Source organism: Thermogemmatispora aurantia (assembly GCF_008974285.1).
GTDB classification, from domain to species: domain Bacteria; phylum Chloroflexota; class Ktedonobacteria; order Ktedonobacterales; family Ktedonobacteraceae; genus Thermogemmatispora; species Thermogemmatispora aurantia.
In genome coordinates, this window is record NZ_BKZV01000005.1 from 77,813 (window position 1) to 91,119 (window position 13,307).

Below are 13,307 nucleotides of genomic sequence, written 5' to 3' on the forward strand. Positions count from 1 at the left end.
GAAACAGAAGACAGGGCCTCCGTCTGATCAGAGGTGCAGGGTCTGCTTCCTTCGCCGGGTTCTAGAGTTGGGCAAACACGCCTTCCCGCACCGCGCGAGCCAGCTGCTCAATATCAGGAGCGGGCGGGCGATCGCGCTCCAGTTTTGGCACATAGGTCCGCACGAGCGCAAAAGCCTGCTCTACGCCCTCGCCAGCGCGCAGAGGACGGCGAAACTCCAAAAGCTGAGCCCCACAGAGCAGTTCGATGGCCACCACCTGCTGCGCCAGCTCCAGGATACGGCGAGCTTTATGGGCCGCCGTCACCCCCATACTGACAAAATCCTCCGTCCCCGCTGAGGTTGGGAGCGAGTCGATGCTCGCCGGATGCGCCAGCACCTTCATCTCATTGACCAGAGCTGCTGCCACATATTGGGTCAGCATCAATCCCGAATTGAGACCAGGCTCGGGCGTCAGGAAGAGGGGAGCCCCCTGGTCATCCCAGTCGTGCGGTCCCATGAGTAGATAGATCCGTCGCTCCGCAAAGCTCGCGAGCTGAGTCAGAGCCAGCGCCAGCACATCAAGCGCTAGCGCCAGGGGCTGGCCATGGAAATTGCCTCCCGTGAGCACTTCTTCCTCGCCGGGGAAGATGAGCGGATTGTCAGTCACCGCTCCCAGTTCGCGCTCAAAGATCGTTGTACAGTAGTCCAGAGCGTCGCGGACGGCCCCAAAGACCTGGGGGGCACAGCGCAGGGTATAGGGGTCCTGCACCCGGGGACAGTCCTCATGACTGCGTTTAATTTCGCTGTTGGCCAGCAGACGGCGCAGGTGCCTGGCGCTCTCCTGTTGGCCATGCTGATTGCGCAGGCGTTGAATGCGCTCATCGAAAGGTACATGGCTGCCCATCAGGGCCTCAACGCTCAGGGCACAGGCCACTTCTGCCGTCTGGAGCAAGTTCCAGGCGTCTTCCAAGGCAAGGATAGCACTGGCCTCCATCAGATGGGTGCCATTGATCAGGGCCAGTCCCTCTTTCGCTTCGAGGCGGAGCGGTCGCAGGCCGGCCTCGGCTAGCGCCTCTGCTCCCGGAAGGCGCCGTCCACGATACCAGGCTTCACCTTCTCCTACAAGGACCAGCGCCAGATGGGCCAACGGAGCAAGATCCCCGCTGGCCCCCACCGAGCCACGCGAGGGCACGATGGGATGGAGTTGGACGTTGAGCAAGTCTATGAGAAGGCGCACAACTTCCACGCGCACGCCAGAGTGGCCACGGGCCAGGCTGGCTGCGAGGAGCAGGAGCATGGCCCGCGTGGTTTCTTCATCCAGTGGTTCCCCCAGACCAGCAGCGTGGCTGCGCAGGAGATTGTACTGCAGATCGAGCACTTGCTCATGCTTGATACGCACGCGGCTGAGATGACCGAAGCCAGTGGTGACACCGTAGACTTTGCGATCTTCGGCTACGATGCGCTCGATAAAAGTCCGTGCACGCTGGATACGGACCTCGGCCTCTGGTCCTAGCTGCACCGGAAGCCGGTGCCGAGCTACGGCGACGACTTCGGCAGGCGTGAGGGCCTGGCCATTGAGAACCAGGGGGGCGCTGTGGAAGTCCGTTTGATGACGGGTCGCGTGATTCTTCATCGCTGAAGTCCTTTCTGGCTACTTCGCCTCCTGCCAGGATTGTAGCAGAAGGGATCTGGAAAGGCAAACGACCCGGCTGAGCGGGTCGCCAGGTCTTTCTCTGCTTTGCCAGGGGTGGCAGGCCGGGCCACCGATACAGTGGCAGAAGAGGCCACAGGCCTCAGCACCAGTCCAGCCTCGCGGCTGATAAAGGAGGCAGTGTTTCACGTGAAACACTGCCTGTAACTAAGGATAGCTCACACAGCACGCTGGCGGGCCTGGCTCAGGCGCAATGTCGCCTCATTGAACATCTAAGTCGATCTTGCCAGTGGCTAGAGCAGCGTGAGCGTCGACTGTACCAGATTGACCCCAAAATGATAGCCGATCTCACGATAGTCCTCAAGCTGCCAGAGAGCAAGCTCGCAGCGCTTGCCGATCTCAATGCTGCCAATCTCCTCTTCCAGAGCCAGCGCCTTCGCCCCGTTAATGGTCGCTGCTATGAGCGCCTCCTCCAGGGACATACCCATCTCCGCCATCGCCAGGCCAATCATCATCTGCATGTTTTCACAATAGGAAGTCCCCGGATTACAATCGGTAGCCAGGGCCACGGTGAGACCCAGGTCCAGCAGACGCCGCGCTGATGGATATGGGCTGCGCAGCGTGTAAGAGCAGCCTGGCAGGAGCGTCGCCACCACGCCGGCGTCTCGCAGCGCTTTGAGATCTTCGTCGCTGGCATGATCCAGGTGATCGGCAGAGGTCGCCCCTAACTCTGCCGCCAAGCGCGCCCCACCCGAAGGGCTGAGCTGATCCGCATGGATCTTCAGATGATAGCCCAGATCTCTGGCCCGACTCAGAATCCTGCGACACTCCTCTACCGTGAAGGCCTCCGCTTCGCAGAAGACGTCACAGAAGCGCGCCAACCCCACAAAGGAGGGCAGCAGTTCCTCGACAACCAGATCGAGGTAGTCCGCTCTTCGCTCGCGGTATTCCAGGGGCAGAACATGCGCCGCTAGAAAGGTAGGAACAACGCGCACCTGCTGAGGCACAGAAGACGAGGCCCTTTCTTCCAGGGCCTTAAGATTGTTGATGATGTGCAAACAGGCCTCTTCATTGATGCGGTCAAGGCCATAGCCACTCTTGATCTCGACTGTGGTCGTGCCATGATCCCGCATGAGATGGAGCCGCCTCTGCGCCAGCGCTAGTAAGGTTTCGGCATCGGCCTTGCGGGTCGCTTCCACGGTCGTTAAGATCCCTTTGCCCTGCGCCAGCAGTTCAGCATAGCTGACTCCCGCCCGCCGCAGGTGAAACTCTTCAGCACGCTGACCTGCAAACACAAGGTGGGTGTGCGAGTCGACAAAGCCAGGAGTAACGACTGCTCCCTGGGCATCGACAATGGTGATGCCATCCTGGCGCGTTGAAAGGAACAATGGCTCCGCTTCATTGTCTGGCCCAATCCAGACAATTCTGCCGTGGTAGACCGCTAACGCTGCGTTGTTCAGTACCTGCAGCGCTCCGCTGGCTCCTTCAATTGGCCGCTGGGCTACTGTTACGAGCTGTTTGATATTGCGAATGACTGCGCTCGCTCGAATGGGAGGCTGCACTGGTTCGGCCTGCATGAGTTGCTTCTCCTTGTAAGGGCTGTGAGTGAGGCTCGCTATGCTGTTTTTTATAGCATAGTTGCTCCTCAACGTCGAGGCTTGCGGCTCGTCCCTGCATTTGCTACACTCTCCTCGGAAGCAGGTCGCTCTGCCGTTCCGCAATGCCGAAGGCCCTCCACTCGTAGTGGAGGGTGGATAAACCGCGTCGGCTCCCGCTGCCACTAGCTCGGACGGACAGTGTGGAGCGCCCCAGCCAGCAGGAAGGAGCAAGCAGTATGCGGGCTATCGATGATAGCAGCGAGAAGTACGCCGCCATCCTGCGCGAGCTACGCATCTGGAAGCATCTGCCAGAAAGCGATCTCTCTCGCATGCTGCGCAGGTATTTTCTGGTGACGGACGATTTCCGTGAGATGGAGGATCAGGGGCTGCTGACGATGACCTTTGTGGGAGATGAGTATATGATTAGTCAGACGATGCTGGGCCAGATCTGGCTGGAGCAGTACGAAGCTGATCAGCGAGAAAAGGAGCAGTACAATGTCCGCTGACGAGTATGAAATGGCGGCTTCTCAGCCCTATCAGACGATCGGCCCCGCGGAGGCCAAAGAGCTGATGGCGCGCGGCGCCCGCGTGATCGATGTGCGTTGGCCTACTGAGTGGCAGCAGGGCCACATCCCCGGTGCCACACTTCTCCCTCTCAGTGGTATCTATGCATTCGGCCAGGCCCTACGGGAATTGCCTCTTTCCCCCTCGGAGGAGGTGATCTTCGTCTGCGCCGTTGGCCAGCGCAGCGCCATTGCCGCAGAGATCGCCTCTCTGCTTGGTTTCCAACAGGTCTATAATCTGGCTTCTGGCATGCATGGCTGGCTGCTTTCCGGCTATCCTGTCGAGCAGACCTCTTCTTCCTGACCGAAGAGGTGCCATCTCTCTGCCGCTATTATCCTTGGTGCATAGCTCATACTGTGGGTGAGTCCCTACCCATAAGGAAGGAGTAAGACCTTATGCCTCTCTTGGAAGGAAAGAACGCGCTTATTTTCGGTGTGGCCAATCACCGCTCGATCGCCTGGGCCATCGCTCAGGCTCTGGCTGCTGAGGGCGCCCGACTGGCTTTGACTTATCAGGAGCGCATGGAAAAGTTTGTGCGGGAGCTGGCCGAGAAGGTACCAGGTACACCGCTGATCCCCTGCGATGTGCAGAGCGATGAGCAGCTCGATGCCGCTTTTGCTAAGGCGGCAGAAGTCTTTGACGGCGGCCTCGATATTTTGATCCATTCAATCGCTTTTGCCCCTAAAGAGGATATGGAAAATCCTTTCTGGCAGACCAGCCGTCAGGGCTTTTTGACCGCTCTGGATATCAGTGCCTATTCGCTGGTGGCTATGGCCCGGCGTGCCGTGCCTCTGATGCAGGCGCGCGGCGGTGGAAGCATTCTGACGGCTACCTACATTGCCAGTGAGCGAGTGATGCCCAAGTACAATGTGATGGCCGTGGCGAAAGCCGCTCTGGAGTGTAGCGTGCGCTATTTGGCCTATGAGCTTGGCGCTTACAATATTCGCGTTAACGCCGTCTCCCCAGGACCTGTGAATACTCTGGCAGCGCGCGGTGTTCCTGGTTTTACGACGATGCGCGATCATATGACGGAGGTGGCTCCGCTACGCCGTAATATTGAGCAGAGCGAGATCGGCGATGCCTCGCTCTTTCTCTGCAGTCCGCTGGCACGAGGTATCACAGGCGAGGTGCTCTTCGTGGACGCTGGCTACCATATTATGGGAGCCTAGACGCCCGCGGAGATCTGGATAGATCAAGCCTCGCTTGCGGCGCGTCAGAAGCTTTGAGTTCTCCTATGCAGGAGGCCTGCTAGTATGCAGGAGCCTGCTAGCTCTGGCTTAGCTGGCCTGGCGCTAATCGACGGCGCAAGAGAGGCGACAAGAGAGGCACTCCCCAGCGAGGGGAGTGCCCTTGTTCTTCTTGCTTCGTTATTGCTCCTCTTTCATCTACCGTCTGCTTATCTTTTCAATCTCCTCACTGCTCGATCCGTCGCACTGTTGGCGGCGGCGGTGCTGGCTCTCCGCAGGTACTGCAGTAGCGTGCGTGGGGGCGATTCATGTGACCACAGGGCCAGGGACGCAGCTGCTCGGTAGGCGACTGACTTCCTGCGGCAATTGTTGGAGGGGCAGCTCGGCCTCCCGGGGACAGCCACGGCTGTCCTCTGATGCCAGCGTCTCGTGGAGGGCCGCCGAACGGTACCAGGGTGTTCTCATCCTCGGGGTCTGGCGAAGGATCAGAGGCAGAGGCAGATGCCACTCTCGCAGCTGGCGGAAGCTGTGAGGCTAGCCCAGAGACAGACGGCAGTGCAGCGGACGGGGAAAGCCCAGCGGGCTGGCTGCCAGGAACCGCTGGCCACGGCGCTCGAGAGCCGGGAACAGCAGACGGTCCCGTGGGAACTGGAGCCCTACCCGGGGCTTGTGGAAGCGGCGCTCCAGCCGGAAGCGAGGGATAGGGTGCAGGGGCCGATGGCCATGCCGACGGCGCGCTCTGACCCGGGGCTGCTGCATAGGGATAGCTCTGGCTGCCCGTGGCGTTCACCATTGGGGACATGCCCGCAGGCCGTCGCCGGCGTCTGAGCTGGAAGACGGCCCCCACCAGCAGCGCCGCTATGACTACAGCTCCCAAGCCCCCAGCCACTACGAGAAGCGGGGGCACACCCAGCCCTTGGCCAGTAGCCGTCGCTAGCTGCTCGTGAGCAGCCTGCTGTCTGGCATAGTTCAGGTAGGGTATCACAGCCTTGAAAGCAGGATAGCGGGCTGCCAGAGCGGCAAATTCCTGAGCCGCGCGATGCCAATGGCCAGGAGCAGTGGAGGCATAATCGTTGAAGGCCTGGCTCCAGGCACTCTGGAACGGTCCCGGCGTGGTATTCAGCTGGAGGTTCTGGATCAAAGCTCGCGCGCTATTGCTGGCCTGCAGAAAGCTGGTACCTCCGGGAGTGCCAAAGCTGACAATACCTACCACCTGGCCTTGACTATCAAGGGCCGGCCCACCGCTGTCGCCTTGTTCTACATTGCCCCCTACCTGGATGACCTGCGCCCCACTGTCGGTTGTCTTGATCGAGCTGACAAAGATGCGATTCACCGATGAAGTCAGAAAGTCCGTCGGACGCATGCTGACATCGGCATTGCCCGGAAAACCGATAATGGTCAGGTTGTCCTGGACCTGAACAGCCGAGGAGTCACCGAGTTGGACACTTGGGGTATCCTCCATATTCACGTGGACGATGGCGACGTCCTTCTGATCCGGCGGGCTTTCTTGCTCAACACGGTCAACGCGGGCAAAATAGATGGCCGGCACATCGCGTAAACGGGTCGCACTTAACGGGCCACTATAGTCAGTGCTGAGGTAAACGGCGCTGAGTGGAGGATCATAGCTAGGCACAGAGGGGAATTGACCACTGAGCAAGGCTTGTTCCATCTGATCAGGGCTGAGCTGATTGCCGCGCGCCAGCGTGCTGTCGTAGTAGGTCGCTACGTCGGAGGCAGCCGCCTTGATTAGCACAGCATTGAGTTCATCGTTATGGGGAGGATTAATCACATGATCAGCTGTGAGTATATCGCCGTGGGCGCTGATAAAGGTCCCCGTTCCAAGGGCAGCCAGGCCATAGCTGCCTCCATCGAGTGGAAAGGTCACACTGCGTCCACCAGAGAATTGGACCGTGAGCCGTCCGTTTATTTGGGTGACGATGCGCACGACGGCAGGCCGGGCAATATCTACCGCTCTCACCACAGGGTCCTGGACATTGCCCCCTGGCACACCATCGGCCTGCGCTGCCGACCCTCCCAGGGCCATCAGCAGGAGCACAGGCCCACAGATGAAGCAGAACATAACAACGAGCAGAGAAGGTAACCCTCGTGAGTTGGCCTTCCTCTCCCGCCTGTGGCTGCCGCTGGGTCCGACAGAGATAGTTGCATAGCAATTCATAGCAGGCATCCTGTCCCCAAGTTGAATATCATCGCACTGCCATAACAAGGTCTATCATAGCACAGAGATATGCCTGGCTCTCGATTTTTTGTCTTCCTGCACGGTCCAGGGACAACCCTTCCCTTTGCGCCTTTAAGCAGAGGGACCGCGCCTTCTCTCTAGATAGAACGCTCCGGCTGCCTGCTTCTTGGCAACCGAGATCTTTCTTAGGAGCATTATACAAGATAGATAGACAAAGGGACACAAAGGGATAGAGCTAATACTTGCTGAAGGAGATCCTCATTCTATGAGAGGACGGAAAAGGTCTGGTGAGGAGGAAGCAAAGCACCTCAGAGGCATAGAGCGAAGCGAGGAAGAGCGGTATGCTGGTCCAGCGCCCCATCAGAGCGCAGCTCTCGCGTGGCAGCGGCCCTAGACGAAGAGCTTCGACGAGGTATATAATTGACGGATAATAGTTGGTCTTGCATTGCCGGCACAAAGGGGGAGAATACTGGCAGTGAGCAGCCATCCAATACCAGGCTCAGGCAACGGCGCTTCGGCCAGCGGCAGCTCTTTTTCACATCGGCGTGAAGGGCGCACGACGAACGGCGCTACACCAGCGTCAGTGTCACAGAGCGCCAGTGGACGCGGATCTGCTGGTTCGTTTGACCTCAACGGCCTCATTGCAGAGCTACGCGCCCTGTTTGAGCGAGACCGGCAGATAGCCAGCTTGCCCGATAGCACGCGTTGCGGCATCTGCTATCTGCACTATCGCTTGAGCGAGCTGCGCTGGCGAGAAGAAGGCTTCTATATCTGTCATGAATGCGACCGCCTTCTAGGCCAGCAGCCGATGCCTATGTTACGCAAGCAGCAACGACAGGGCTAGTCAACAGCGGTTCAGCCAGCCGGGTCGCACCATACGCACCATCTAAGCCGGCAGCTCTGCCTTGGACGAGTGCAAAGAGTAAGCAAAAGGGGGACCTGCGCCAGCATCGACATTCTGCCCTTGCTGGTGCAGGTCCTCTCGTCGGCCTTAGACTACCTCTGGTTCCGGCTCTTCGATCTCCCCTTCGCGCGCCGGACGCAGGTCTTCAGGACGATCGAGGCGGTCCAAAAAGAGGATGCCATCCAGGTGGTCAATCTCGTGCTGCAGAATACGAGCAAACCAGCCCTCAGCATGGACCCTGATCGGCTTGCCCTCGACGCTCTGGCCTCTGACTACCACCTTTTCAGCTCGCCTGATGTTATCTCCTACATAACCTGGAATGCTGAGGCACCCCTCGGTTCCCAGCGTCTCCCCCTCGGCTTTAATGATCTCTGGGTTGAAGACCGCCACTTTATGGTCCTCGTACTCAGCGACGAAGACACGGATCGACAAGCCGATCTGGGGAGCGGCCAGGCCAACCCCATGCGCGGCGTGCATGGTGTCAAACATGTCCTCCACCAGCCGCTTCATGGAGGCATCAAAGCGATGCACCTTCTTGGCTTTTTGCCTCAAGATGGGGTTTTCAGCCGTGATGATCTTGCGAATCGCCATAGCTCTTTTCCCGAGATGTATCCCGAATGAATTGCCACACAGCCACAGTCTGGCAGTCAATGTTATATAATTTGCGTATATATCCTATCACATGAGCATGCGATTATCCATAGACGGCGGAGGTGGGACGTGGTATCTGCGCCAGCAAGCAGTGAGTGGCTCACGGCCAGGGTGGCCGCCTACATTGCTCGTCATGGCCTGCTTCCTCCTCAGAGTGAGATTGTCGTTGCTGTCTCGGGCGGGGCTGATTCGCTCTGTCTGCTCCATCTGCTGCGCTCGCTCTGTGGCGAGGGTAGACCCTTTCCCACGGTGCGTCTGTTTGCCGCTCACCTGAACCATCGCCTGCGCGGCCAGGCGAGCGAGCGGGATGCTCTCCATGTCGCCCGTCTGGTTTCAGCCTGGGGCATTCCTCTCACCATCGGCAGCGTGGATGTCCCGGCGTTGGCGCGACGCGAGAAACGCTCCCTGGAGGAGGCCGCTCGTCTAGCTCGCTATGCTTTTCTGCGCGATGTGGCCCGGGGACGCCTCATCGCTGTCGCCCATCAGGCCGATGATCAGGTGGAGACGATTCTGCTCCATCTGCTGCGCGGCAGTGGCCTGGCGGGCCTGGTCGGCATGGCTCCGCGTCAACAGGATATTATCCGTCCCTTACTGGAAGTGAGTCGGGCGGAGATTCTCGCCTACTGCCAGCAGCAGGGTCTCAAGCCCCTGGAAGACGAGAGCAATCGCGATCCGCGATTCTTGCGTAATCGTGTGCGTCACGAGCTGCTGCCACTCCTTGAGCAGCTCAATCCGGGTATTCGCGAAACGCTGCGTCGCAGTGCCGAGGTCTTGCGCGTCGACCTAGAATGGATAGAAAGCTGCGTCTCGCAGAGTTGGTCAGCGGTGGTAACCGGCGCCAGTGCGGAGGAGGTAGTCATGACCCTGCCGGCGTTGCTCGCACAGCCGCTCAGTTTGCAGCGACACCTGCTACGCCGCGCCACGGCTTTGCTCTGCGGAGGCCAGTCTCCGTTAGAGCCGCGTCACTATGCTCTGCTAGAGGCCTTCCTGCAGCAGGCGCAGCGCTCGCGGGCGGAGCGCTCGTTAGATCTGCCTGGTCGGATTCAGCTGCAGGTAAGTGGGTCAACGCTACGCCTCTTCCACGGTCCTCAGAGTCGACAGGCGCGAGACACGGCTTTAGATGATGAGGTGCTCCTCTTGCCTGTCCCCGGGGAAGGCCAGGTTCCTGGCACCCCCTGGCGCGCTCGGGCAACGCTCCTGGCTCCTGATGTCGAGCAGGCAGCCCTGGAGGCTCTGGCGCGTGAAGACTGGGAGGCGCTCTGGCACCTTCTGCCACGGACACGCTATGTTGTATATATCGATGGTGAAGCCGCTGGCCCGCTGTTGCAGGTGCGCACGCGCCGGGCGGGCGATCGCATTCAACCACTGGGTATGCAGCAGAGCCGTAAGGTCCAGGATGTGCTCGTCGATGCTCACGTTCCGCGCTCAGAACGGGATACCATCCCGCTCTTCTTCGCCGGCTCGCGCTGCATCTGGATCGCTGGCCACTGCCTGGCTGAGTCCGTTCGCCTCAGCCGTACTACCCGCCGCATTGTTCAGCTCAGCATCAGCCGCTAGAGCGAGCGGCACTTTTTCATTGCTACTCTTCGGGAAGGGGAAACTATGCACGAGGATATTGAAGAGATTCTCGTTACACAGGAGCAGATCAAGGCCAAGGTCAAGGAACTGGGGCACCAGATCACCCAGGATTATCAGGGCAAGAACCTGCTGCTCCTGGGGATTCTGAAGGGGGCCATTCCCTTCATCGCCGATCTCTCGCGCGCGATTGATATGCTGCACGAAATCGACTATATGGCCGTCTCTAGCTACGGCAATGCCACGCAGTCTAGTGGCGTGGTGCGCATCCTCAAGGATCTGGAAGGGCCAATCGATCAGAAGCATGTGTTGATCGTCGAGGATATTGTGGATAGCGGCCTGACGCTGCATTACATGCTGGACCTCCTGCGCCAGCGGCATCCACTGAGCCTGCGCGTCTGTACCTTGCTATATAAGGAGCGCGAACGCGCTAAGCCCCTGGAGCTGGCCTACATCGGCTTCCGTATCCCCAATCTGTTTGTGGTCGGCTACGGCCTCGACTATGCCCAACGCTATCGCAATTTGCCCTACGTCGGCGTGCTGAAGCCCGAGGTCTACCAGAACAACCAGAAACCAGAGCGCCAGCATAAAAGTCCAGCAGAAAGCAGCTAGCGCTTCCTTTCTCTCCCAGATCGCGATCGATCGCAAAATAGCGCACGCTTGGTGCAGAGGGAGCTTGCTTTGTGTTATAATTCCTCATAGGACCAGAAGGGCGTCCGAGGAGGAAGGCGATGCAGATTACTGTTTGTAACCTCGGCCCATTGCGACGGGCAGAGATCGTCATGAAGCCCCTGACGGTCTTTGTTGGGAAGAACAATACAGGCAAAACCTGGCTGGCCTATACGATCGCAGGCTCCCTCGGGCACTATAGCTGGAGCCGCTACCTCAGCGCCTACTTGAGTGGGCAGACGCGCCAGAAGTATCGCCCCCTTGATCAGCTGGTACGACGCGTTGCCGAGCAGAGCAGCGGGTTCCTTGATCTGCTGGACTTCGCCGAGGAGCACGCCGAGCATTTCCTCAATGACCTGCTCCTGGGCGTACGGGAATGGCTGCCACTGTTCTTGGGCAGCGACCACGCGCGCTTCGAGGAGCTGACTCTGAGCATCGATATCGCAGCATTTAAGCCGGAGCTCCTCCGACGGCTGCTCCAGGCCAGCGTCAGCGACTATATCGGGGGAGACAAGGAGGATGCCCCTTTGAAAGCCTTGAAGGAGAGTGGAGAGGCCCGCCTCTACTTCTACCCAGGCCAGAATGTGAGCGAACGCCTTCCCCGTCGAGAAATCGCGGGCTTTGTCAATGGCATCGTCTTCCGCGAGATCCTCCAGGCTTTCTGGCGCAATATCAGCTATTTCCCGACTGAGCGCAGCAGCATTATCTACGAGCGCTTTATCTCTTTACCTCCTTCAGCGAGGAACAAACGAGGCCACCGGACAACCGATACCAGAGGTTTGTTGGAGCGCTTGCTGACAGCCCTCTCAGAGCAATCACCGCGTCTCGTGCCTGTGCCCATCGCCGACTTCGTCGAGATCGTCTGGCGCTTCCATCGCCAGAGTAGCCTGAGTCCGAGCCAGCTACAGAACCAGGCTGCAGCCAGTCGCAGCCCTTATGTGGAGTTGGGCGCTCTTCTGCAAGAGGAGATTCTGGAGGGAACGCTCGACTTTACCCCCGCCGAAGCTGGAACGGCGCGCGAGATTCTGTTTTGCCCTACACCAATGGCCGCCTCTCCTGAGCCTACGACCCGAACAGAGCTGGAATTATCCGTCTCCTCCTCGATGGTGAAAGAGCTTTCCTCGCTGGCCCTCTATCTGCGCTATCTGGCTCGCCCGGGCGAGCTGCTCGTCATCGATGAGCCGGAAATGAACCTCCACCCGGAAGCTCAGGTCAAAATGATCGAGCTGCTGGCTATGCTGGTGAATGCCGGCCTGCATATCATGATGACCACCCACAGCACGTATATGATTGACCACTTGATCAATCTGCTGGCCGCCGCCAGACACCCGCAGGAGCGGCACGATGAGCTGGCCTCGCTCTTTTTCCTTCAGCGCAAAGAGGCCTTTCTCGCTCAGAATCAGGTCGCCGTCTACCACATCCGCGACGATGGCGAGGCTGTCAATATCCTCGATGAAGAGGGCATTATCCACTGGCGCACTTTTAGCGAAGTGACGCGCCTCGTCGAGCGCATCCACTTCGAACTGGCCGATTAAGGTGAGGGCGATCGCCCTTTAGGAAGGAAGCTGAGCAGCTATGCCGTTCACACGTCTGCTGCTGATCGGCGCGACCTCTTCAAAATGTATCAATGGCGAAAAGGGAGATAAGGTCATTATCGCTCCTAAAAATCAGAAGGCGAAGGCGCACCTTGGCCATCTGGACGACCCTTACGCCGGCGAGGTCATTCTCTGTTTCCAGCTCGATGACGGTAGCGAGCAGGCCCGTGAGCTGCTCCGCAGCCTGGGCATTAGAGACGGCGATCGTCGCTGCGATGGCATCATCTTCTACAGCCGGGATGGCTCCCCAGAACGCACCATCTGCCTGGTTGAGCTGAAGCATAGCCGCGTCGAGGAGGCCGCCGACCAGCTCATTCGCACTCGCCAATGCATTGAAGATCTCCTATGTAAAGAATGTGGAGAGCCAGGGAAAAAATATATCCAGCGACTGCAGTGGAAAGCCTGCCTCTACCGCCACGGAGCCTCACCTGACGAGACGAGTAAAGTACTTAAAGAGCTGCGTCACTATTTCAAACACTATTATTCATGTGATCGTCACTCTGCCGACATTGGGCCATTTCTGCGCGGCGAAAGCGAGCAGCGTGCTTCAGAGGGTCGCCGGGCCAGGAAGCGCGAGCGCTAGACAGAGGGGCCGCTGGCCGACGTGGCCGAGGAAGCGATGGGAAAGAGAGGGGAACCAGGCCCCTCAGTAGAGGCACGAGGTTGACCGTCACCTCCCCTGTGCTACAATGAGAGGCAGTCCATAGCCCTTCAGCGAGCGAGCCTGCGGGCAACCG

General features: G+C 59.1%; 12 protein-coding genes. 8 read left to right on the forward strand and 4 right to left on the reverse strand.

Translation table 11 applies throughout. The annotated features are described in order from the left end of the window. Positions 1 to 61 precede the first annotated feature (61 nt). Both hutH and hutI read right to left on the reverse strand, forming a co-directional pair. Positions 62 to 1,612 carry a histidine ammonia-lyase gene (hutH, locus tag KTAU_RS15365; RefSeq protein WP_151729221.1) on the reverse strand — a complete coding sequence of 517 codons (1,551 nt, stop codon included), beginning with the start codon at positions 1,610 to 1,612 and terminating at the stop codon, positions 62 to 64. Positions 1,613 to 1,923: 311 nt separating this feature from the next. Beyond that, positions 1,924 to 3,207 (reverse strand): imidazolonepropionase, encoded by a 1,284-nt coding sequence (hutI, locus tag KTAU_RS15370; RefSeq protein ID WP_151729222.1) that lies wholly within the window; start codon positions 3,205 to 3,207, stop codon positions 1,924 to 1,926. A gap of 257 nt (positions 3,208 to 3,464) precedes the next feature. Between hutI and KTAU_RS15375 the strand changes: the two genes are divergently transcribed. The 3 genes from KTAU_RS15375 (at position 3,465) to KTAU_RS15385 (ending at position 4,961) form a co-directional block, all read left to right on the forward strand. Continuing rightward, positions 3,465 to 3,734 (forward strand): hypothetical protein, encoded by a 270-nt coding sequence (locus KTAU_RS15375; RefSeq protein ID WP_112430448.1) that lies wholly within the window; start codon positions 3,465 to 3,467, stop codon positions 3,732 to 3,734. Further along, entirely contained in the window at positions 3,724 to 4,095 is a 372-nt protein-coding gene (locus tag KTAU_RS15380; protein WP_151729223.1) for a rhodanese-like domain-containing protein, read from the forward strand. The genes KTAU_RS15375 and KTAU_RS15380 overlap by 11 nt, the downstream gene beginning before the upstream one ends. Before the next feature lie 92 nt (positions 4,096 to 4,187). Next, on the forward strand, positions 4,188 to 4,961 hold the full coding sequence (locus tag KTAU_RS15385; RefSeq protein WP_151729224.1) for an enoyl-ACP reductase FabI: 774 nt from the start codon (positions 4,188 to 4,190) through the stop codon (positions 4,959 to 4,961). Between the two features lie 244 nt (positions 4,962 to 5,205). Here the strand turns inward: KTAU_RS15385 and KTAU_RS15390 are convergent, their stop codons facing one another. Continuing rightward, positions 5,206 to 7,155 (reverse strand): S1 family peptidase, encoded by a 1,950-nt coding sequence (locus KTAU_RS15390; RefSeq protein ID WP_170293332.1) that lies wholly within the window; start codon positions 7,153 to 7,155, stop codon positions 5,206 to 5,208. 496 nt (positions 7,156 to 7,651) lie between these two features. On the opposite strand from KTAU_RS15390, the gene KTAU_RS15395 reads away from it, so the two are divergent. After that, on the forward strand, positions 7,652 to 8,020 hold the full coding sequence (locus tag KTAU_RS15395; protein ID WP_151729226.1) for a hypothetical protein: 369 nt from the start codon (positions 7,652 to 7,654) through the stop codon (positions 8,018 to 8,020). A gap of 147 nt (positions 8,021 to 8,167) precedes the next feature. Here KTAU_RS15395 and def read toward each other — a convergent pair whose 3' ends face one another. Then, on the reverse strand, positions 8,168 to 8,671 hold the full coding sequence (def, locus tag KTAU_RS15400; RefSeq protein ID WP_151729227.1) for a peptide deformylase: 504 nt from the start codon (positions 8,669 to 8,671) through the stop codon (positions 8,168 to 8,170). A gap of 129 nt (positions 8,672 to 8,800) precedes the next feature. On the opposite strand from def, the gene tilS reads away from it, so the two are divergent. The 4 genes from tilS to KTAU_RS15420 all read left to right on the forward strand — a co-directional run bounded on the left by tilS (position 8,801) and on the right by KTAU_RS15420 (position 13,153). Beyond that, entirely contained in the window at positions 8,801 to 10,288 is a 1,488-nt protein-coding gene (tilS, locus tag KTAU_RS15405) for a tRNA lysidine(34) synthetase TilS (protein ID WP_151729228.1), read from the forward strand. A gap of 45 nt (positions 10,289 to 10,333) precedes the next feature. After that, complete coding sequence (hpt, locus tag KTAU_RS15410; protein ID WP_151729229.1) at positions 10,334 to 10,918, forward strand: hypoxanthine phosphoribosyltransferase; 585 nt, start codon at positions 10,334 to 10,336, stop codon at positions 10,916 to 10,918. Positions 10,919 to 11,037: 119 nt separating this feature from the next. Further along, positions 11,038 to 12,510 carry an AAA family ATPase gene (locus tag KTAU_RS15415; protein WP_151729230.1) on the forward strand — a complete coding sequence of 491 codons (1,473 nt, stop codon included), beginning with the start codon at positions 11,038 to 11,040 and terminating at the stop codon, positions 12,508 to 12,510. 40 nt (positions 12,511 to 12,550) lie between these two features. Beyond that, positions 12,551 to 13,153: a hypothetical protein gene (locus KTAU_RS15420; RefSeq protein WP_151729231.1), complete on the forward strand. Its 603-nt coding sequence runs from the start codon at positions 12,551 to 12,553 to the stop codon at positions 13,151 to 13,153. Positions 13,154 to 13,307 lie beyond the last annotated feature (154 nt).